Source organism: Micromonospora foliorum (genome assembly GCF_022229015.1).
In the GTDB taxonomy this organism is placed as follows: Bacteria; Actinomycetota; Actinomycetes; order Mycobacteriales; family Micromonosporaceae; genus Micromonospora; species Micromonospora foliorum.
Window position 1 is genome coordinate 1 of the sequence record NZ_JAKKFF010000109.1, and the last position, 20,653, is coordinate 20,653.

General features: G+C 70.7%; 21 protein-coding genes. 14 read left to right on the forward strand and 7 right to left on the reverse strand.

From position 1 onward, the window contains the following. The 3 genes from PSH25_RS09960 to PSH25_RS09970 form a co-directional block, all read right to left on the reverse strand. Window positions 1-1,272: TldD/PmbA family protein (locus tag PSH25_RS09960; RefSeq protein ID WP_372492759.1), on the reverse strand; the 1,272-nt coding region annotated here is incomplete at its 3' end. After that, on the reverse strand, window positions 1,269-2,705 hold the full coding sequence (locus tag PSH25_RS09965) for a TldD/PmbA family protein (RefSeq protein ID WP_238658749.1): 1,437 nt from the start codon (window positions 2,703-2,705) through the stop codon (window positions 1,269-1,271). The genes PSH25_RS09965 and PSH25_RS09960, both read right to left, overlap by 4 nt. Before the next feature lie 32 nt (window positions 2,706-2,737). Continuing rightward, window positions 2,738-3,289, reverse strand: coding sequence for a Uma2 family endonuclease (locus PSH25_RS09970; RefSeq protein ID WP_238658750.1), 552 nt, complete (start codon window positions 3,287-3,289; stop codon window positions 2,738-2,740). Window positions 3,290-3,992: 703 nt separating this feature from the next. On the opposite strand from PSH25_RS09970, the gene PSH25_RS09975 reads away from it, so the two are divergent. The 7 genes from PSH25_RS09975 (at window position 3,993) to PSH25_RS10005 (ending at window position 11,324) form a co-directional block, all read left to right on the forward strand. Further along, window positions 3,993-5,048, forward strand: coding sequence for an ABC transporter ATP-binding protein (locus PSH25_RS09975; RefSeq protein ID WP_238658767.1), 1,056 nt, complete (start codon window positions 3,993-3,995; stop codon window positions 5,046-5,048). Then, window positions 5,045-6,160: an ABC transporter ATP-binding protein gene (locus PSH25_RS09980; protein WP_238658751.1), complete on the forward strand. Its 1,116-nt coding sequence runs from the start codon at window positions 5,045-5,047 to the stop codon at window positions 6,158-6,160. Before PSH25_RS09975 ends, PSH25_RS09980 begins: the two co-directional genes overlap by 4 nt. Continuing rightward, on the forward strand, window positions 6,157-7,164 hold the full coding sequence (locus PSH25_RS09985; protein WP_238658752.1) for an ABC transporter permease: 1,008 nt from the start codon (window positions 6,157-6,159) through the stop codon (window positions 7,162-7,164). The genes PSH25_RS09980 and PSH25_RS09985 overlap by 4 nt, the downstream gene beginning before the upstream one ends. Before the next feature lie 11 nt (window positions 7,165-7,175). Further along, window positions 7,176-8,162, forward strand: coding sequence for an ABC transporter permease (locus PSH25_RS09990; RefSeq protein ID WP_130404423.1), 987 nt, complete (start codon window positions 7,176-7,178; stop codon window positions 8,160-8,162). 158 nt (window positions 8,163-8,320) lie between these two features. Beyond that, on the forward strand, window positions 8,321-10,063 hold the full coding sequence (locus PSH25_RS09995) for an ABC transporter substrate-binding protein (RefSeq protein ID WP_238658753.1): 1,743 nt from the start codon (window positions 8,321-8,323) through the stop codon (window positions 10,061-10,063). 157 nt (window positions 10,064-10,220) lie between these two features. Further along, entirely contained in the window at window positions 10,221-11,090 is an 870-nt protein-coding gene (locus PSH25_RS10000; RefSeq protein ID WP_238658754.1) for an AraC family transcriptional regulator, read from the forward strand. 24 nt (window positions 11,091-11,114) lie between these two features. Beyond that, window positions 11,115-11,324, forward strand: coding sequence for a hypothetical protein (locus PSH25_RS10005; protein ID WP_238658755.1), 210 nt, complete (start codon window positions 11,115-11,117; stop codon window positions 11,322-11,324). 130 nt (window positions 11,325-11,454) lie between these two features. Here PSH25_RS10005 and PSH25_RS10010 read toward each other — a convergent pair whose 3' ends face one another. Both PSH25_RS10010 and PSH25_RS10015 read right to left on the reverse strand, forming a co-directional pair. Continuing rightward, window positions 11,455-12,441, reverse strand: coding sequence for a MerR family transcriptional regulator (locus PSH25_RS10010; protein ID WP_238658756.1), 987 nt, complete (start codon window positions 12,439-12,441; stop codon window positions 11,455-11,457). 64 nt (window positions 12,442-12,505) lie between these two features. Continuing rightward, window positions 12,506-13,408 (reverse strand): NADP-dependent oxidoreductase, encoded by a 903-nt coding sequence (locus PSH25_RS10015; RefSeq protein WP_238658757.1) that lies wholly within the window; start codon window positions 13,406-13,408, stop codon window positions 12,506-12,508. Between the two features lie 105 nt (window positions 13,409-13,513). Between PSH25_RS10015 and PSH25_RS10020 the strand changes: the two genes are divergently transcribed. Together PSH25_RS10020 and PSH25_RS10025 are read left to right on the forward strand one after the other, a co-directional pair. Then, on the forward strand, window positions 13,514-13,912 hold the full coding sequence (locus PSH25_RS10020; RefSeq protein ID WP_238658758.1) for a winged helix-turn-helix transcriptional regulator: 399 nt from the start codon (window positions 13,514-13,516) through the stop codon (window positions 13,910-13,912). A gap of 97 nt (window positions 13,913-14,009) precedes the next feature. Then, window positions 14,010-14,378 (forward strand): nuclear transport factor 2 family protein, encoded by a 369-nt coding sequence (locus PSH25_RS10025; protein WP_274527256.1) that lies wholly within the window; start codon window positions 14,010-14,012, stop codon window positions 14,376-14,378. A 77-nt stretch (window positions 14,379-14,455) separates the two neighbouring features. Here PSH25_RS10025 and PSH25_RS33930 read toward each other — a convergent pair whose 3' ends face one another. After that, window positions 14,456-14,668, reverse strand: a complete 213-nt coding sequence (locus PSH25_RS33930; RefSeq protein ID WP_238658760.1) for a DUF1737 domain-containing protein — start codon at window positions 14,666-14,668, stop codon at window positions 14,456-14,458. Between PSH25_RS33930 and PSH25_RS10035 the strand changes: the two genes are divergently transcribed. Both PSH25_RS10035 and PSH25_RS10040 read left to right on the forward strand, forming a co-directional pair. Next, window positions 14,655-15,437 carry a helix-turn-helix domain-containing protein gene (locus PSH25_RS10035; protein ID WP_238658761.1) on the forward strand — a complete coding sequence of 261 codons (783 nt, stop codon included), beginning with the start codon at window positions 14,655-14,657 and terminating at the stop codon, window positions 15,435-15,437. The genes PSH25_RS33930 and PSH25_RS10035 overlap by 14 nt on opposite strands. Window positions 15,438-15,492: 55 nt before the next feature. Next, complete coding sequence (locus PSH25_RS10040; protein ID WP_238658762.1) at window positions 15,493-16,152, forward strand: dihydrofolate reductase family protein; 660 nt, start codon at window positions 15,493-15,495, stop codon at window positions 16,150-16,152. A 57-nt stretch (window positions 16,153-16,209) separates the two neighbouring features. Here PSH25_RS10040 and PSH25_RS10045 read toward each other — a convergent pair whose 3' ends face one another. Continuing rightward, window positions 16,210-18,354, reverse strand: a complete 2,145-nt coding sequence (locus PSH25_RS10045) for a S9 family peptidase (RefSeq protein WP_238658763.1) — start codon at window positions 18,352-18,354, stop codon at window positions 16,210-16,212. An 86-nt stretch (window positions 18,355-18,440) separates the two neighbouring features. Here PSH25_RS10045 and mshB point away from each other — a divergent pair, with 86 nt between their 5' ends. The 3 genes from mshB to PSH25_RS10060 all read left to right on the forward strand — a co-directional run bounded on the left by mshB (window position 18,441) and on the right by PSH25_RS10060 (window position 20,413). Next, window positions 18,441-19,367: an N-acetyl-1-D-myo-inositol-2-amino-2-deoxy-alpha-D-glucopyranoside deacetylase gene (gene mshB, locus PSH25_RS10050; protein WP_238658764.1), complete on the forward strand. Its 927-nt coding sequence runs from the start codon at window positions 18,441-18,443 to the stop codon at window positions 19,365-19,367. A 17-nt stretch (window positions 19,368-19,384) separates the two neighbouring features. Then, a complete protein-coding gene (locus PSH25_RS10055) occupies window positions 19,385-19,822 on the forward strand; it encodes a hypothetical protein (RefSeq protein WP_238658765.1) in 438 nt (145 codons plus the stop codon). A 126-nt stretch (window positions 19,823-19,948) separates the two neighbouring features. Further along, window positions 19,949-20,413, forward strand: a complete 465-nt coding sequence (locus tag PSH25_RS10060) for a hypothetical protein (RefSeq protein WP_091406199.1) — start codon at window positions 19,949-19,951, stop codon at window positions 20,411-20,413. The last annotated feature ends 240 nt before the right edge of the window (window positions 20,414-20,653 follow it).

The following is a 20,653-nucleotide window of genomic DNA, read 5'->3' on the forward strand; positions in this document are numbered from 1 at the left end:
CCTCGGGTACGACTCGGTGAACCGCAGGTCACGGACCGCCCGGACGACCGTGCCGTCCTCGATCAGCCAGACGCCGTTGCGGGTCAGCCCGGTGACGACGAGGCTCTTCGGGTCGAGCACCCGCGTGTACCAGAGGTCGGTGACCAGCAGCCCTCGGCGTACGCCGGCCACCAACGCGGCGGTGTCCGCGTCGACGACCGCTCCGGCCGCCGCACCGGTGGTGCTCCGGCCCACCGCACTGGCCGGGCCCGCCACCGCGCCGCTCAGCCGCAGGTTGCGGGGCATCGGGCCCCAGGTGGCACCCCCCGCGACCGCGTGCCCGGTGGACTCCGCGCCCGCCTCGGCGGCGGTCCGGCGATCGTGCGCCACCGCCCGGGTGGTGCCCGCCTCGACAAGCGTCAACGCCCGTCGACCGGTGCCCTCCGCGTCGAACGGCAACCCGGACCCGCCCAGCGGGTCGTCCACCAGGGTCACCGCCCGGTCGAACTGGGCCGCGCCCGGATCGGCGAACGACTGCCGCTCGGCGTACCGCTTGCCGTTGAAGCCGTAGAAGGACAGGTTCTGCAGGAGGTCCGCAACGGCGGCCGGCTCGAACACCACCTCGTAGTGCCCCGGCGGCAGCTCCACCGGGTCGGCCGCCGCCCGCGCCTTCGCCGCCGCCTGCGCGCCCAACTCGGCGCCGTCGAGGTCGGCCAGTCGGTCGGCGCTGCGTCGGGCCACCCCGTCCGCGCCGTCGCGGCGGGCGATGCCGTCCATCGCCGCCTCCACCGAGCGGCCGTACGCCGAGTGCCCGGCCGAGTTGGCGAACGCCGACGAACGGTGCGCGGTGCGGCAGTAACCGGCGGTGCTGAGGCCCCCGGCAGCGGCCACGAACGCCCCCACCCGGTCGGCCCGCTGATCCGGCTCGGCGTGCGCGGTGGCCTCGTCGACGGGCGGCGCGTCCGGCGTGGGCATTGGTGGGGCCAGCCCCGGCCAGCCCGGGTCGGGCGGGCAGAGCCGCGCCGCGGTCAGGGTGCGCTCCACCAGGGCGGTCAAACCGTCGGCGGTGACCACGCTGCCGCCACCGGCGGCCGTCCTACCGTCGACGTGCACCCGCAGCCGGACCCCGACCGTCGACTCGGAGACGTTCTGATGGATGCCCGAGTTGGCGAACCGGGTCAGCGCCAGGTCCGCCCGCGTCACCACCGCCTCGGCCTGCGCGGCCGGCCCGCCGATACGCCGAACCAGCTCCACCACCTGCCCGGCCAGCTCAACCTCACTCCTCGCGCTCACGCTGAAACCCCCACCCGGACGTTGCGGAACCGGGCCGGCGCGGCCGGGTGGCCGGTGTGCCCGATCTGGCCGGGCTGGCCCTTGCCGCAGTTGGGCGTCCCCCAGGAGACCGTCTCGCCGGAGAGCATGTCCATCGAGCGCCAGAACAGGGGGCCGATCCCGGTGTACGTGGGGTTGCGCAGCATCCGCCCCCGCCGCCCCTTCTTGATCTCCCAGCCGACCTCGCAGCCGAACTGGAAGTTGAGTCGCTTGTCGTCGATCGACCAGGACCGGTTGAGGTCCATCAGCACGCCGTCGTCGGTGGCCGCGATGATCTCCTCCAGCGTGTGCGGGCCGGGTTCCAGGCCGACGTTGGTCATCCGCACCATCGGTAGCCGGGCCCACCCGTCGGCCCGTACGCTGCCGCCGTAGTCGAGGCTGGCCATCGCGGCGGAATCCCGGCCGGCGAGCACGCCCACCCACCGCCCGTCCCGGACCGCGTCCCGCTTGACCGCGGGCGAACCCTCGTCGTCGAAGCCGAAGCTGCCGAGCGCACCCGGGATCGTCGGGTCGATGGTGATGTTCATCAGCTCCGAGCCGTAGCGCAGCGACCCGAGCTGGGCGAGGTCCAACCAGGACGTACCGGCGAACGCGGCCTCCCAGCCGAGGATCCGGTCCAGTTCGATGGCGTGCCCGACCGACTCGTGGATCTGCAGGGCCAACTGCTCACCACCGAGGATCAGATCCGTCTCGCCGGCCGGGCAGGGCGGCGCGGTGAGCAGCGCCCTGGACTCCTCGGCGATCTGCGCGGCGTGCGCGGCCAGATCCAACGACTCGACCAGCTCCCACCCGGTGGTGCCGTACTGGCCCCGGTAGCTCGGCCAGGACCGGCGCTGCGTCTCGCCGTCGCCGATCGAGGTGGCCGAGATGCCGCCGCCGCACTCGCGGATCCGCTGGTCGATCCGGTGGCCCTCGCTGGAGACGAACCACTTCGTGGTGTCCCAGATCTGGTACAGGCCCTCGGCCAGGTCCGCGCCGTGCTCGGCCATCGTGCGGGTCGCGTCGACAAGCAGATCGCCCTTGGCCGACAGGGGCACCCCGAGCGGGTCGATCTGGCAGCCGGAGGCCCAGCTCGCGGTGACCGCCTCGACCGGCACCAGGTCGACCGGAGGGCCCGGCACCCGCGCGCTCGCCATGGCGGTCCGCGTTGCACGCCGGCCGGCGTCGCGGGCGGCGGCGTCCGACAGATCGGGTACGGCGTGGAAGCCCCAACTCGCCCCGACCAACGCTCGGACCCCGAGCCCGATGCTCTCGTCCTGGGTCAGCTCCTCCACGTCACCGTTGCGCGCGGTCATCGACTCGTAGCGGCGGTGCATCACCCGGGCGTCGGCGTACCGGGCGCCCGCGTCGAGGGCGGCCTGGACGGCGGCGGTGGCCGCGTCGAACTCGGTCATGGACCGACCCTAGGCCAGCCGGCCGACACCCGTCAGGCGAGCAGATCCTCCGGCCGGATGGTGGCCCGCACCGGCTCCGCCAACTCCAACGCCTCGCCGGCCTTGGTCGTCGACCGCTCCACGTAGTGGGCGCCCTGTAGCTGGTAGAGGTTCACGGTCAGGCTTTCCTGCTCGACGAGCAGATACCACCCGACCCCGGCTGCGGCGTACAGGTGCGGCTTCAGCACCCGGTCAATGGTGGCGGTGTGTGGTGCGCTGACCTCACCGACCAGCAGGACCGCGTCCGCCGGCACGCAGTCGGCCGTGAGATCCAGCTCCGCCGTCACCACCAGATCGGGGTTGAGGATCCGTGTGCTGTTCAGCCGCAGGTTGATCACCGGGAGCAGGGTGCGGTCCGCTGCTGCGCAGCCGGGTTCCAACGAGGCTGCCAGGCCACCGACGATCACCTGGTGCCGGACCGACGGCGGTGGTCCGATGAGCCGGCTGCCGTCGAGGAGTTCGATCCGCTGGGCGGTCTCACCAAGGGCGAGATACTCCGACTCGGTCCATGGCAGCGCGTGGCCAAGAATGCCGACGGGAATCACCGGCCCAGTGCAGCCCACTCCGGTTCGATGAGGTCGCACCCGACGTGCGAGCACGAGATGGAAATGTCCGCTCAGACGGTTGATCGGCAAGGTTGAGCCAACAAGATCGCGCTCGATCGTAGATGTAGTGGTTTCCCGGAGCTGCGTGGCCGCAACATCCTGGTTCGAGCACGACCTTGACGCCGCCGGCGTCGTCCGCTCCCGCTCCGCGCCGCCCGCGTCGCTCCGCGACCCGCAAGATCGCGCAACATCCTGGATGTAGTGGTATCGGGGCGTCGGCGATGCCACTACATCCTGGTTCGAGCGTGACCTTGGTGGCGGTGGGCGCACCAGACCCCGCTCCCTCTCTCGGGGGCGGTGTCTGTCATCAAGATCCGCGCAGTATCAGGGATGTTGCTGTCTCTGGCGCGTCGGAGGCAGCAACTTCGGGGAAGTTGCGGAGATCTTGGCGCGGGGCGCGGGGCGCGGGGCGCGGGGCGCGGGGCGCGGGGCGCGAGGCGCGAGATGAACGGGCGTGGATGGCGAGGTGACGGGGGTGCGGGGCCGATGCCGACTCGTTACGCTCGGGCCCGCTGACACGTGCCGACTTTGTAGCTTATTTTCACCCTCGGGACTTTCCTGTAAGTTCCCTTCGTCACTGAGGGAGGTGGCCGTGGACAGCTCGGAACCGTTGCCGTCCGGCGAACCGGACGACCGCCCCGCCGTGCCGGCACAGCGCTCCGACCAGGACGCCTACCTGCGGGTGCGTGACCTTCGGGTCCGGTTCGACACCGAGGACGGCGTGGTACGCGCGGTCGACGGGGTGTCGTTCGCCGTCGAGCGGGGCCGCACCCTCGGCATCGTCGGTGAGTCCGGGTCCGGCAAGAGCGTCACCTCGCTGGCCATCCTCGGCCTGCACGACCCGAAGCGGACCACCATCACCGGAGAGATCTCCGTCGGTGGCCGGCAGGTGGTCGGCCTTCCGGACGAGGAGGTACGCCGGCTGCGCGGCCGGGACATGGCGATGATCTTCCAGGATCCACTGTCGGCGCTGCACCCGTACTACACGGTAGGCCGGCAGATCGCCGAGGCGTACCGGGTGCACCACCCGAAGGCCAACCGGCGCGAGGCCCGTCAGCGGGCGGTCGACATGTTGGACCGGGTCGGCATCCCGCAGCCGGCGCGCCGCTTCGACCAGTACCCGCACGAGTTTTCCGGCGGGATGCGCCAGCGGGCGATGATTGCGATGTCGCTGGTCAACGACCCGGCGCTGCTGATCGCCGACGAGCCGACCACGGCGCTGGACGTCACCGTGCAGGCGCAGATCCTGGACCTGCTCGCCGACCTGCAGGCCGAGTTCCACTCCGCGATCATCCTGATCACCCACGACCTCGGCGTGGTCGGCCAGGTCGCCGACGACGTGCTGGTCATGTACGGCGGGCGTGCCGTCGAGCGGGGCAGCGTCGAGCAGGTGCTCCGCGCGCCGCAGCACCCGTACACCTGGGGGTTGCTCTCCAGCGTGCCGTCGCTGCACGGCGACGCGGACGCGGACCTGGTGCCCATTCCCGGCAACCCGCCCAGCCTGATCAACCTGCCGTCGGGCTGCGCGTTCCACCCACGCTGCCGGTACGCGGACCGTGCCGGCAGCCGGTCCCGCACCGAGGTCCCGGAACTGCGCCCAGCCGGGGCCGACGGCCATCTGGTCGCCTGCCACCTCCGCGCCGAGGAGCGCGCCACGTTCTACGCCGAGGACATCGCATCCGTGGGGGTGGCCCGATGACCGACAAACCACTGCTGCGGGTACGCGGCCTGACCAAGCACTTCCCGGTACGCCAGGGGTTGCGCGCCACCGGTCTGGTGCGAGCGGTGGACGGGCTCGACTTCGACGTGCGCCCGGGCGAGACGCTCGGCCTGGTGGGGGAGTCGGGCTGCGGCAAGACCACCACCGGCCGGATGCTGGTGCGGCTGCTGGAGCCGACGAGCGGCAGCATCGAGTTCGACGGGCGGGACATCACGCACGCCGGCCGCCGCGAGTTGCGCCCGCTGCGCCAGGAACTTCAGATCATCTTCCAGGACCCGTACGCCTCGCTGAACCCTCGGCACACCGTGGGCCGGATCGTGGCGATGCCGCTGCAGGTCAACGGCATCAAGCCGCCGGGTGGGATCAAGGCCCGGGTGCAGGAGTTGCTGGAGCTGGTCGGGCTGAACCCGGAGCACTACAACCGGTACCCGCACGAGTTCTCCGGTGGTCAGCGCCAGCGCATCGGCATCGCCCGCGCGTTGGCCCTGCGGCCGAAGCTGATCGTCGCGGACGAGCCGGTGAGCGCGCTGGACGTCTCGATCCAGGCGCAGGTCGTCAACCTGCTGCGCGACCTGCAACGGGAGCTCGGCCTGGCGTTCGTGTTCATCGCGCACGACCTGGCCGTGGTCCGGCACTTCTGCCAGCGGGTCGCGGTCATGTACCTGGGCCGGATCGTGGAGATCGGTGACCGGGCGGACATCTACGAGCGCCCGCAGCACCCGTACACCCGGGCGTTGCTCTCGGCGATCCCGGACGTCACCCAGCTCGGCCCGGCGGGTCGGATCCGGCTGACAGGTGACGTGCCCACTCCGCTGGACCCGCCGTCGGGCTGCCGGTTCCGTACCCGGTGCTGGAAGGCGCAGGACATCTGCGCCACCGAGGAACCCGCGCTGATCCCGCGCGACGGCGGCCGGCAGGCCACCGCGTGTCACTTCCCCGAAGGGGAAGGAGCCGGCACGAGCCCGGAAGGGGAAGCGGCCGGCACGAGCCCGGAACCAGTCGCCGCCGGCTCGGTGGCGGAGGCCACCGTGAGCGGCGTCGAGCCGGCGGGTCGCGGGGCCGAAGCGAACGTCGAGGAGGTGTCGTCGTGAGCCTCTCCCCGGTGGAGGGTGTGGCGCTGGCCGAGATCGAGTCCGGCACCGACCCGGGCGGGCCCGCCACGAAGGGCGTCGTCGGCCGCTCACCCGGTCAGCTCGCCTGGCTGCGGCTGCGCCGCGACCGGACGGCGATGGTCAGCGGCGTACTCCTGGTCTTCTTCCTGCTGTTGGGGTTGGCGGCCCCGCTGATCGAGATGGTCTACGGGATCGGCCCGCGGGAGCAGTTCCAGAACCTGCTGGACGGCTTCGGCATGCCCCTGGGTTACGCCGGCGGTGTCAGCGGCGAGCACTGGTTCGGTCTGGAGCCGGGGTTGGGCCGGGACATCTTCATCCGGCTGATCTACGGGCTGCGGACCTCGCTGTTCATCGCGTTCGCGGCGGCCCTGATCACCGCGACGATCGGGATCGTGCTGGGCGCGCTCGCCGGCTACCTCGGCGGCTGGCTCGACGCGGTGATCAACTGGATCACCGACCTGACCCTGGCCATGCCCTTCCTCATCATCGCGCTGGCGCTCACGCCCACCATCACGCTGCGCTTCTACGGTGAGCGGGGCCAGGTGTCGTCCGCCTTCGGGGTGGGGGTGCTGATCGCCGTCTTCGCGATCTTCGGCTGGACCAGCACGGCCCGGCTGGTCCGCGGGCAGGTGATCGCGTTGCGCGAGCGGGAGTTCGTGGAGGCGGCCCGGGCCAGCGGCGCCGGGCTGGGGCACATGCTCTTCCGGCAGTTGCTGCCGAACATCTGGGCGCCGATCCTGGTGTCGTTCTCCCTGGCCGTGCCGCAGTTCATCACCAGCGAGGCGGCGCTGTCGTTCATCGGCGTCGGCCTCAGCGACGAGACGCCGAGCTTCGGCCGAATGATCTACCGCAGTCTGGACTTCCTCCAGACCGACCCGGCGTACGTGTTCTTCCCGGGCATCATGATCTTCGCGCTGGTGTTCGCCTTCAACCTCTTCGGCGACGCGTTGCGGGACGCGCTCGACCCGAAGTCGTCCCGGTAGGGGTCAAAATCATGGCGCGATTTCTGCTCAAGCGACTCTTCTCCGCCACGCTGACCCTCTTCGCGGTGAGCGTGTTGACGTTCCTGATGTTCTTCGCCCTGCCCCGCGACCCGGTCAGCAGTATCTGCTCGAAGAACTGCAACCCGGAACGGCTGGAGCGGGTCCGCGACGACCTGGGCCTGAACGACCCGCTGATCAGCCAGTACGCCGGTTACATGAAGGGCATCGTGACCGGTCGGGACCTGGGCAGCGCCCAGGGTGGCCGGTGCGACGCGCCCTGCCTGGGCTGGTCGTACGTCACCAACGAGGCGGTCTCGGACACCATCGCCCGGGTGCTGCCGGTGACGCTGAGCATCGTGATCCCGGCGGCCGTCCTCTGGCTGCTGCTCGGCGTGGGGCTCGGCATGGTGTCCGCCCTGCGTCGGGGCACCTGGCTGGACCGGCTGGCGATCGGCTTCTCCCTGACCGGCGCATCGTTGCAGCTGTACTTCGTGGGTGCGGTGCTGCTGCTGGTGTTCGTCTACAACCTGCGGCTGCTGCCGGTGCCGAGCTACACCTCCATCTTCGACAACCCGGCGAAGTGGGCCAGTGGGTTGGTGCTGGCCTGGGTGGCGCTTGCCTTCCTCTTCTCGGCCATCTACGCCCGGTTGTCGCGGGCCCAGATGTTGGAGACGCTGTCGGAGGACTTCGTCCGGACCGCGCGGGCCAAGGGCCTGGCCAAACCCAAGGTGTACGGGCGACACGCGCTGCGCGCGGCGATCACCCCGGTGGTGACGATCGCCGGGCTGGACGTGGGCGGGGCGCTGGGCGGAACGGTGATCACCGAGACGACGTTCGGCATCCAGGGGCTGGGGCGTACGGCGGTGGACGCGGTGCGCTCGGGTGATTTGCCCACCATCATGGCCACCGTGCTGATCGCCGCGGTCTTCGTGGTGCTGGCGAACGTGCTGGTGGACCTGCTCTACGCGGCCATCGACCCCCGGGTGCGGCTGCGCTGACCCGGTAGGTGTCCAGCGGGTGACCGGGGGCTGGGCCGGTGGCGAAAGTTATCGACAACTGTTACACAACTCGTAGGTTTTCTTCCTTACGATCCTCGGGACGTCGGCGGTTCTCGCCCCGACGAAACCGCACGGCACATGGGTGAAGGAGGTACTTCATGCGACCACGCGTGGCGGTTGCCGCAGGCGGCGCGATCGCTCTGGTTGTGGCATTGGGTGCGTGCTCGAAGAACACGGGCGAGGGCACCACGGTGGACACCGACCGGAAGCAGACCGGGGTCATCGCGACCGACCCCAAGGACTCGCAGGGGCCGGCGGCCGAGGTGAGCGGTGCTGCGAAGGGCGGCGTCTTCAGCGTCATCCGGGAGTCGCCGATCTCCCACCTCGACCCGCAGCGGACGTACTCGTTCGCCGGTCTGATGGCAAACCCCCTGTGGTCGCGCTACCTGACCACCTGGAAGGACGACGGCAAGGGCGGCCTGGTCCTGGTCGGCGACCTGGCCGAGACGCCGGGCAAGAACGTCAACAACGACTGCAAGGTCTGGGAATTCACGATCAAGGACGGGGTGAAGTTCGAGGACGGCCGTCCGATCACCTCCAAGGAGATCGCGTACGGCATCGCCCGGTCCTTCGACCCGGACCTGTCCGGCGGCCCGACCTACATCCAGGAGTGGCTGGCCGACACCGCGCAGTTCGACACCAAGTGGGACTTCAAGAAGAACAAGACGTCGCTGCCGCCGGGCCTCTCCACGCCGGACGCCAAGACGCTGCGCTTCGAATTCGCCAAGCCCCGCTGTGACCTGCCGTTCGCGGTCTCGCTGCCGACCACCGCGCCGCTGCCCGCCGACAAGGACACCGGCGTCGACCTGGACAAGCAGCCGTTCTCGTCCGGCCCGTACAAGGTCGCCAAGAACCAGGTCGGGGTGCAGCTCACCCTGGACCGCAACCCCAACTGGGACCCGAAGACCGACCCGGTCCGGCACCAGTACCCGGACCAGTTCGTCTGGAGCTTCGGCCCGACCGCGGACGCCGCCAACAACCGGGTGATCGCCGACAACGGCGCCGACCAGAGCGCCCTCGCCTTCAACACTGTGCCCGCCTCGCTGGTCGCCAAGGTGGCCGGCGACGCCACCCTCAAGTCGCGGACGATCCTCTCGCCGACGCCGAGCGCCAACCAGCTCGTGATCAACAACCAGCGGGTCACCGACCTGAAGGTCCGCCAGGCGTTGAACTACGCCATCGACCGCGAGGGTCTGATCAAGGCGATGGGCGGGCAGACCGTCGCCGCGCCGCTGACCACGCTGATGCCGTCGGCCACCATCGGCTACAAGGCGTACGACGCGTACCCGGCGGGTGCCAACGGCAACGTCGACAAGGCCAAGGAACTGCTCGGCGGGAAGACGCCGGAGCTGGTCCTCGGTGTCGCCGACAACTCCACCGAGCAACAGCAGGGCGCCCAGCTCAAGGCCAACCTGGAGCGGGCCGGCTTCAAGATCACGCTGCGAAACATCTCCGACGACGCGAAGCTCGACGAGATCAAGAAGAAGAACAACCCCTGGGACCTGTACCTCGGTAACTGGGCGGCGGACTGGCCGAGCGGGGCGTCGATCCTGCCGGTGCTCTACGACGGCCGCTCGATCAAGGCCGAGGGCAACAGCAACCAGGCCTACTTCAACGACCCGGCGATCAACGCCGAGATGGACCGCATCCAGGCCATGCCCGCAGCCGACCAGGGCCCGGAGTGGGCCAAGCTCGACGAGCGGATCATGAAGGAGCACGCGCCGGTGGTGCCGCTCTTCGTGGACGTTGCCTACAACGTGCACGGGTCCAAGGCCGGCGGGATCTTCATCTCCAGCGTCTTCGGCTACCCGTCGTTCGTGAACGCGCACGTCAAGCCGTAAGTCACACCGCAGACAGACAGGGGTCCCCTCCCGACAACGCCGTCGGGAGGGGACCCCTGTCGTCGTTCGGGAGTCCGGGGGCCTGATCGGATCGGACCGCTACGGTCGGGTGCTGGGCAGGGTCCTTCGGCCAGGCTCGACGTCGAAGGGAGGCCTCGTGATCGCGGCACTCAACCAGCTTGTCGACCAGCTCGAAGAGCACCTCACCGAGGAGTTCGACGTCAACGGCGTGGCCAGGGCACTCGGCACCACCGAATACCACCTGCGCCGGATGTTCTCGTCGTTGGCCGGCATGACGCTGTCCGAGTACGTGCGCCGACGCCGCATGACCGTCGCCGCCGCCGACGTCGTTCGGGGTGAGGGCGACCTGCTCAGCATCGCCGTCCGGCACGGATACGGCTCGACCGAGGCGTTCGGCCGGGCGTTCCGGGCCGTCCACGGCGCCAGCCCCGGTGACGTACGCCGAGAGGGAGGCCCCCTTCGCACACAACCGCAGCTCAGGTTCCGCCTGACCGTCGAAGGGAGCATCTCCATGGACACCCGCATCGTCGACCGCCCCGCGTTCCGGCTCGTCGGACACGCCGCCCGGGTCCCGCTCATCCACCGGGGCATCAACCCGTACATCCAGCAGCACATCACCGGACTGCCACCGCAGGAGCATCTCCGGCTCAAGGCGCTCAGCGACACCGAACCGGGCGGACTGCTCCAGGTCAGCGACGACCTCGACGCCGAGGCCGCCGAGGGCAGCGAACTGACCTACCTGCACGGGGTGGCGGTGTCCCGGAACACGCCGGTCCCGGACGACCTGGACGCCATCGAGGTGCCGGCCGGCCAGTGGGCGGTCTTCCGCACCGCCGGACCTTACCCGCAGGCACTGCAGAACACCTGGGCGGCGACCGCCAGCGAGTGGTTCCCCTCCAACCCGTGGCGACTGCGGCCGGGCCCCTCGATGGTCGCCATCCTCGAACGCGCGGAGGACTTCAGCACCGCGACGTGCGAACTGTATCTGCCCATCGAGCCAGCGTGACGTGAGCGTTCGGGTCAGGCTGGGGTGAGGAGGCAGAACTCGTTGCTCTCCGGGTCGGCGAGAACCATTCACGGGACCACCAGCTCGGCCCGGGTCCTGTTGCGGGCCGACAGCATCGCGCCCGCCGAGATCCGCTTCCGGCCGGCCGCCCGGGAAGTGGTCGTCCAGGTCGCACGCGACCCGGGCGCCCCACCGACGATCACCCAGCTCGCCATCGGCCTCGGGGTGCTGTGAGCGCGGCGGTTCCCCCAGATGGCGCCCAAGGTCACGCTCGATCCTGGATCGAGTGGCTAATTCGCGCCGGGATACCACTCGATCCTGGATCGAGCGCGATCTTGGGAGGGCGCGCGCCGCGTATCGCCGATCAGGAAGCCGGCACGGCGGACGCGCGCAGTGCGTCGGCCAGCCACTCGTACGGGAACCGTTCCGGCGGCGCGTCGTTCACGACGGTGACCAGTTCCATGTACCGGTCGAACGGCCCTTCCGGCGGCGTACGGTCCCACTCCGCGCCCTTGCGCATCTGGTCGGCCGTCTGGATCCGGAATTCGGGCGTGTCCGGGATCCCGGGGCTGTCCGGCGTCGCGAAGATGCCGGTCAGCCACCCTATCCACTGGTCGGCGATCTCCCGGCCCCTTGGCGAGTCCGGCGGCACCCGCTCGCGCGCCGCGTCCATCACCGGCTGGCCGATCGCCGCGCCCGCTTCCAGGGCGTCCAGCATCGGCGACGAGGTCATCAGCGGCCCGGCCCCGGTGGTGCACGCCTCGTGCAGCTCACGGCGTACGGCCTGGCGGACCTCGGCGTCCCGGACCAGCTCGGCCAGCTCGATCCACGCCTCCAACTGGGCCGCGCTGGGATGGTCGGGCAACTCCGGACGGGCCGCCCGCCACCACGCGACCATCCGTTCCGGCGGCTCCCAGCCGGCGGAAACCTCGGTCCAGAACTCGTCGATTAGCCGGTCACGTTCCTCGTCCGACAGGCCAACCAGCTTGTGCATCAGCGTGACCTGCTCGGCCGTGGAGTCCTGCCGCAGGATGGCCGACAGCACCGCGCGGCGGCTGCGCAGCCGTGCCTCCTGCCGGGCCAGCAGGGCCAGGTGGGTGGTGGCCAGCTCGCGCAGCGTCGCCTCTCCGGCCAGCACCCGCCGGATCTCGTCCAGGCCGGCGTCGAGTTCCCGTAGCGTCCGGACCAGTTCCAGCCGGGCGATGGCCGACACGTCGTACAGGCGGTGGCCGGACGGGGTGCTGGCGGCCGGCGTGACGACACCGACGTCCGCGTAGTACCGGACCGCGCTGACGCTCAGGCCGGTCCGCCGGGCGACATCTCCGATGGCGTACAGCTCGTTTCTGTCCACGACGCCCACTATGCGATCTCAAGCGGCTTGAGATACAAGCCCCTCATCGAGCTTCCGCCGCGGATCAGGGGACGATCACCACGCCGCCGCGGACGCCGCCCTGGGCCAGCCGCTCGTGGGCGGCCGCCGCGTCGGCGAAGCGGTACACGTCGGCGACCCGGAGCGGGATGTCGCCGCTGGTGACCAGCTTGACCAGTTCGCCCAGCCGCGTTCCGTCCGGTAGCACCTCCAGCGCGAAGGTTCGGATCCCGCGCACCGGCTCCGGGCGGAGCGGGGGTGACGCGGCCACGTAGCCGCCGCCGTCCCGGACGAGGTCCAGCAGCGAGGACCCGATCACCGCCAGGTCGACGACCGCGTCGAACGTGCCCGTCGGATCGTCGGCGCGCGACAGGAACGCCGCGCCCAGCGACTCGACGAACTCGCGGTCGTCGGCCCCGGCGAGCCCCGTGGCGTGCAGACCGGTCGCCCGGGCCAGCGCCAGGACGAACCCACCGACCTGTCCGGCGGCGCCGGTGACGAGCACTGTCGAACCCGCCGGGAGCGCGAGCAGGTCGAGTGCCTGGGCGGCGGCGAGGCCATTGGTGGGCAGGGTCGCCGCCTCGGTGGCGGGGACGCCGGCCGGCGCGGGGGTCAGCCAGGCGGCGTCGAGGACCACGTACTCGGCGTGGGCGCCGGCCGTTGTCTGTAGCCACGGCGAGAAGCCGATGACCTCGTCGCCGATCGTGAACTCGTCGACCGACGGGCCGACCGCGTCGACGCTGCCGGCAACGTCCCAGCCGGGCGTGTACGGCAGACCGGTCGGCAGCGGGGCCGGGAACCGACCGGAGCGGACCATCAGATCGACCGGATGGACAACTGACGCCGCGACCCGCACCCGCACCTGCCCCGGTCCGGGCTCGGGCACCGGCACCTCGGCCACGTGCAGGACCTCCGGCCCTCCGAACTTGTCATAGCTGACTGCGCGCATCGTCGTCTCCTTCGTGGGATTTCGTGATCACCACGACCGTACGAATCGTCGGCACTATGAGAAAGTAGGTACCGTAAAGTGCCTAGGGCACCAAAGGGAGGCAAGATGGCGACGTCGACCGCGGCGCAACGCCGCGAACAGGCCAAACGCGACTACGACGCGTTCCTGGAACAGTGCCCGACCCGTGAGCTGCTGAGCAGGCTCACCGACAAGTGGGTCGCCCTGGTGATCCCAGCGCTCGTCGACGGCCCGCGGCGGCACGGCGAGCTCGCCCAGCGCATCGCCGGCGTCAGCCAGAAGATGCTCACCCAGACCCTGCGGACGCTGGAGCGCGACGGCCTGGTCACCCGCACGGTCACCGCCTCGGTGCCGGTCCGCGTCGACTACGAGCTCACCCCGCTCGGCCATGAGCTGTTCCCGGTCATGATCGCGATCAAGAACTGGGCGGAGACGCACATGGACCGCGTCTTCGAAGCCCGCACCCAATACGACGCACGCCCCTGAGAACTTAGGAAGTCGTCTCGCCCGGTGTTGAGCCCGCCGCGGGCTCGCCATATTGTCGCTGGCGGGGGCTAGGGTCCGCGTCGTGGACGACACCTTGATGGCCCGGCAGGCCGCCCACGCCTACGTCGATCTTCTGGAGCGCCGCGACTGGCCCGGAGTGGCCGCCCTGCTCACCGATGACGTGGTCTACGAGATGCCGCAGACGCGGGAGCGCATTCGCGGCAAGGACGCGTTCCTGCGGTTCAACACCGAGTATCCCGGCGACTGGCACCTGCGGCCGCGCCGGGTGATCGCCGATGGCCGCCTCGCTGCCCTCTTGCTCGACGTTCGCGTCGGTGACGAGCAGCAGGACGCGTGTGTCTGGCTGGAGATGTCCGAGCGTGGGCTGATCAACAAGATCATCGACTACTGGCCCGAACCGTACGATCCGCCGCAGGGCCGGGAACACCTCGTGGAACGTTGGTGATCGTCAGCGGCCAGGTGTTGCGGGCATGGCGGGTTCACCTCAGACGGGTACGGGGGAAGTCGGGTTCCAGGGCGTCTCTACCTGGCGCTTTCCTCGGGCGTCTCGGAGCCGACAGAGTGCGACAGCACCAACGCTTGACCGGCGATGACGCGTTCGCCGTCGAAGGTCAGCGCCGGCGACCCGTGCAGCTGATAGCCCTGATCGAGAAGCGCGCTGACGCGGGCGCAGAATTCGGCATCATCGGGCCCGGTGATGAGGCGGTAGGCGAGCGGGTTCGTGGAATCCGACACCGCTGCATTGTCCCTGCCGCCGGATCGTGTGGAGGAGGCCTTGGGCTTGCGATTCGAGCACCGTGACACCGAGACGGACGTGAGCGTCGTCGACCGTGTGTGGCGCACCTGTAGCGATGCCGAAGACACGATGACATCCGCGGCGCGTACGTGCTGCCAACTGATACTCACGCGGATGCAGGGGCAGCTACTCGCGAGCCTGCGCGGGCCGGAGACCAGGGCGACCACTGCGCCGGTCCCGCCGAACGCCGAGTTCCTCGGTATCCGGCTCACTCTAGGCACCGTCCTTCGGCCGCATCCCGCAGCCTCGATCGTCGACGGGTACGTGCCCTTCCCGGTGACGGACTCGGGCCGGGTGGTCATCGGCGGCGAAGACTGGGAAGCGCCGACGTACGAGAACGTCGAGCAGTTCGTCCGGCGCCTGCGGGACGCAGGCGTGCTGGTGCGATCACGTCTGAAGGTTGAGGAGCACTTCACCGGGCACCTCCAGGGCCACCCGTCCAAACGGACCCTTCAGCGGCGATACCTCGCGATCACCGGCCTCTCGCAAACGGCGGTGAGGCAGATAGACCGCGTGAACGCCGCAGCCACGATGCTGCGTGATGGGCGCGACTGGCCCACCGTTGTCGAGGCACTGGGGTACTTCGACCAGGCTCACCTGGCACATGCGCTGCGGCGCTACGTCGGGCGCACCGCGCGGGGGCTGCAGGCGGGCGACGACGCGAGGATGTCGTTCTTGTACAAGATCGGCCCGTGGCCAGGCAGCTAACCTCCGATCGCCGTCGCCCCGGCGGCTGTCGCGATGCGAAATTCGGAGGAGAACCTTGCTGCTCAGCGTCAACGTCTTCGTCAGTCTCGACGGAATCGTGCAAGGGCCGGGAGCTCCCGACGAGGACCGCTCGGGCGGCTTCGACCGGGGCGGGTGGCTCGTCCCTCATGCGTCCGTGCACGCCAACGAGGTCGTCGAGGGCTGGTTCCGTGAAGCGGACGCATTCCTCTTCGGCCGCACCAGCTACGGCCTGCTCGGCGGGTACTGGCCGAAGGTCACCGCGTCCGGCGACCTGATCGCCACCAAGCTGAATACGCTGCCAAAGTATGTCGTCAGCAAGACGTTGACGGACAGGGAAGCCGACTGGAGCCCGACGACGGTCCTCCGCACTGGCGTCGTCGACGACGTGCGCCGACTCAAGGAGCTTCCTGGCAAGGAGCTCCAGGTCCACGGCAGTTGGAAGCTCGTGCAGGCACTGCACCAGGCCGGACTTGTCGATCTCTACCGGCTGCTCCAGTACCCGGTCGTCGTCGGAGCCGGAAAGCGCCTGTTCCCGGACGGAGCGACGCCCGCGACCTTCGCAACCCCCGAAGGGAGCGCGCGGACGCTGCCCGGCGGGGTTGTCTCGCTGACTCTGACCCCCACGACCCTCGGCGTGATTTCTGCGGGCGCGTACGCCGTGGAAGATGGGCGTTCGACGCCAGTCCTCGATTGACGCCAGCATGGCATTCGGCGGAGGGCTCGGTGTGCCGACTCACTTATCGAATGCTGCTTACCGCAGATGGGTGCGGAGGAAGTCGAGTTCCAGGGGGAGCAGCCGCTCGGCGGTGCCGTTCGCGGCCAGGTGGGTGGCCCCGGTCAACGGCAGCACGGCGTGCGGCCGGCCGCTGCTCAGCAGGGCCGCGGAGAGCCGGAGCGTGTGCGCGGCCACCACGTTGTCGTCGGCCATGCCGTGCACCAGCAGCAACGGGCGGGCCTGGTCCGGCCCGGTGACCGGTTCGGCGGCCAACTCGACAAGCGAGTGGTGCGCGTAGATGTCCAGGCCGTCTTCCGGCAACCCCAGATAACGCTCGGTGTACGCGGTGTCGTACAGCGCCCAGTCGGTCACCGGGGCGCCCGCGATCCCGCACTTGAACAGCTCCGGGTGGCGCAGCACCGCCAACCCGGCCAGCCACCCGCCGAACGACCAACCACGCACCCCCACCCGGCCCAGATCCAGGTCCGGGTGCTTACCGGCGAGCGCGGTCAGCGCGTCGATCTGGTCGGTCAGGATCACGTCGGCGACCCGCCGGTGGATCGCCTTCTCGAACGACGGCGCCACGCCCGGCGTACCCCGGTTGTCGATGGTGACCACCGCGAACCCGGCGTCGGCCCACCACTGCCGCTCCAACCACGCGGCCCGCGCCGCCACGACCTCCTGGTGCCCGGGGCCGCCGTAGATGTCCAGCAGCACCGGCAGCCGCCGGCCCGTCACGTGGTTGTCCGGGTAGAGCACCGCCGCCGGCAGCCGCCGATCTGTCACCCGTTCCAGCAGGGGCAGCGGAGAGTACGGCGGGGTGGCGGCGAACGAGCGCAGCTCGGCGATCTCCTGATCGCTGCGGCGCACCGTCCAGCGCACCCCGGCATGGTCCAGCGACGCGACGCCAACGGCCAGCACGTCCCCGCCCACCGCGGCGGTGTACCAACCGGAGTCGGTGGTGAGCCGACGCGCGTCCACCCCTCCGCCGATGGTGGTGCGGACCCGGAACAGGTGCCGCTCGCTCGGCTCGCCGTCGCTCGCCTCCACCAGCAGGTCGGCCGGGCCGGCGGCGGCCGGCAGCCGGCCCACCACCCGCCGGACGTACAGCGACGGCGGGGTGAGCAGGGTGCCGTCGGCGAACAGGCACCGGGCGTCGTAGCCGTCGTGGGCCAGCTCCCCACCGACCAGCACCCGGCCGTCCGGCAGGTGGGCCGGGGTGCCGGCGATCGGTTCGACCCAGCGCGGATCGGCCAGCTCGGCGTGCACCTGCGTCTCACCCGTCCGCGGGTCCACCGCCAGCACCAGCCCGTGCTGCTGCGAGCGGCGCAGCACCGTGATCAACGGGCTGCCCTCACCCCAGCTGACTCCGGTCAGGTACGGGTAGGTCTCCCGGTCCCAGTGCACGTCGACCCAGCCGTCGTCCAGGTCCAGCAGGTGCAGGCTGACCTCGGCGTTCGGCCCACCAGCCCGGGGGTACGCGACGGCGGTCGGCGCGCTGGCCGGCTCCGCCGGGTCGTGCAGGTGCCACCGTTCCAGCCGGGACTCGTCGACCCGGGCGGCGAGCACCGAGCGGCCGTCCGGCGCCCACCAGTAACCCCGGAACCGGCCGAACTCCTCCGCCGCGATGTGCTCGGCCAACCCCCAGCTCACCCCGGCGTCCTCGCCGGCCAGCAGGGTGTCGGTGCCGTCCGGGTCGATCACCCGCAGCTCACCCCGGCGCACACCCTCGGCCGCGTCCGTCACGTACGCCAGGCACTGCCCGCTCGGGTCCGGACGAGGGTCGAGCACCGGGCCGACGGCCGCCACCTCCACCACGTCCCCGTGCACCAGATCGGCCCGGAACAACCGCCCGGCGAGCGCGAACACCGCAACCCGGCCGGCCGCGTCCAAGGCGTACGAGCCGATGCCGGCGGCGCTGAGCCGCAGCCGCTCGCGCAGCGCGCGTTCACCGGGGGAGAGGGACCGGACGTCCCCGTCCTCGCCAAGCAGGGTCGCCGGGTCGGCGACCAGCCGCTCCTCGCCGGTGGCCACATCCAACAGCCAGAGCGCGTCCGCCGGATCCTCGGGACCGGCGGAGCGCAGGAAGATCACCCGGGAGCCGTCCTCAGCCACCGAGACAGCGCGTGGCGCGCCGTGGCTGAACCGGCGGGTGCGGGCGGCCAGCTCCGGAAAGTCCACACGCCAAATCGTAGAGCCGGAGCGGAGGTGATGTGGCCGACCTGGGCGGACGCGTCAGCGTTGGCCGGGCCGAACCGCCAGTTAGAGTGACCGTCGTGACGATGCTGCCCGACCGCCGCCTGCTGCTGGTCCACGCGCACCCCGACGACGAGTCGATCGGCACCGGCTCGACGATGGCCCACTACGCCGCCGACGGCGCGCACGTCACGCTGGTGACCTGCACGCTTGGCGAGGAGGGCGAGATCCACGTGCCCGCCCTGGCCCAGCTCGCCGCCGCCGAGGCCGACCAGCTCGGTGGGTACCGGATCGCCGAACTGGCCGCCGCGTGCGCCGCGCTCGGCGTCAGCGACCACCGCTTCCTCGGCGGCGCCGGCCGCTACCGCGACTCCGGAATGATGGGGCTCGCGACAAACGAGCACCCCCGCGCCTTCTGGCAGGCCGACCTCGACGAGGCCGCCGGGCATCTCGTGGAGATCATGCGAGAGGTACGACCGCAGGTGCTCATCACGTACGACCCGAACGGCTTCTACGGCCACCCCGACCACATCCAGGCGCACCGGGTGGCCATGCGCGCCGTCGAGCTGGCCGAGGCCGAGGGTTGCGCCCCGCTGAAGGTCTACTGGACGGCCATGCCGCTCAGCGTCCTGGAGGCCGGCATGACGCACTTCGCCGAGTCCTCCGACAACCCGTTCGGCGGCATCGAGGACATCGCCGACCTGCCCTTCGGCACCCCGGACGCGCAGATCGCCGCCCGGATCGACGCCACCGACCAGCACACGGCCAAGGAGGCCGCGATGCGGGCGCACGCCACGCAGATCCCGGCCAACTCCTGGCTCTACGCGATCGCCGGCAACTTCGGCGGCGAGTTCATGGGCGTGGAGTACTTCACCCTCGCGGTCGGCGAGAAGGGCCCGGGCGCCGGCCCGTACGGCTGGGAGAACGACCTCTTCGCCGGCCTATCCGCGGAGACCGCCCCGGACCGGTCCCCGGTCGCGGCGGCGGGTCTCCGGTGACCCTGCCGGCCGCACCGATGACGGTCGTGGACGACCAGGAAGCCCCGCCCCCGGCGGGGCCCCCACCGCGACTGCTGGACCTGGGCGTCCGGCTGGTCGGTGCGATCGTCGTGGTCCTCGCCGGAGTGCTGACCGGCGTGCTGGAGCTGCTGCTCGCCACGGTCCGCGTCGGCGGGCAACTGATCGGCGTGTCGGTACTCCTCGCCATCGGCGCCAACATCGTGCTGAGCTGGTTCGCGTACGAGGCGGTCGGCCGTCGCTGGGCGGTGGCGCTGCCGGCGGTGCCGTGGTTCGCGCTGATGGCGGTCGCCGCTATCCGGACCAACGAGGGCGATCTGCTCCTGGCCGGCGACAACTGGGTCGGGCTGGCCATGATCGTGGTCGGCGCGATGACCTTCGCGGTGATGGGCTTCCGGCAGATCCTCGCCCCGCAGCCGCCCATGCTCGGCGGCTGATGCCGCGTTGCTTCCGGGTTGCTGTCGGCCTGCTTTTGGGTGATGACGTTTCCCAGGTAAGGGTGGTAGATATTCCTGCCAGAGATGCGAACCCCGCGACGGGGCGTACGGCAGGAGGGTCCGGCGATGGACAAGCGGTGGCGTGACCTCGGGGTGCTGGTAGCAGCGCTGTTCGCGGTCAACGTGGTCGCCCGACTGATCACCCGGTTCGGCTTCGACGGTGACGACACCGCCGCCGACCGGGTGTCGCTGGCGATGTTCACGGTGATCGGGCTGATCCTCGCCGTGGTCGCCTTCCGCTGGGGTCGTCGCCGACCGCTGGCGGGCTGGGCTGCCGACATGGCCCTCGTGGTGCCGGTGGCGATGCTGCTGACCGTGCTGGTCGGGCCCCTGCTGGTCGGTCACAACCCGTTCGCCGGCGGTGCGGCGACGTTCTTCGCCCAGATCTGGCTCTACCTGCTCGCCACCGGCGCCGGGTTGCTGATCGGCTATCTGGTGCTCACCGCGCTCGGCCGTGACTACCGCTCTCAGCAGCTCAAGCGGTACGCCGAGGTCAAGGCGGCCAAGCCCCGCCGAGTCGTCCGCCGCTGACCAGCGCCCAGCCCGGCCTCCCGACGTCGCGGCCTCCCGACGTCGCGGCCTCCCGACGTCGCGGCCTCCCGACGTCGCGGCCTCCCGACGTTGGGGCCTTCCGTCCGGGGCTGTTCGTGCGGTCGCCCGAACGCCGCTTGATCGACTCGGCTTCCTTGAAGTCGCGGGGTTGTAGGCGCCGGGATACCGCGCCTTCCTGAAACCCGAGTCGATCATCGCGCCGGGCGGCCTCGCCGGGCG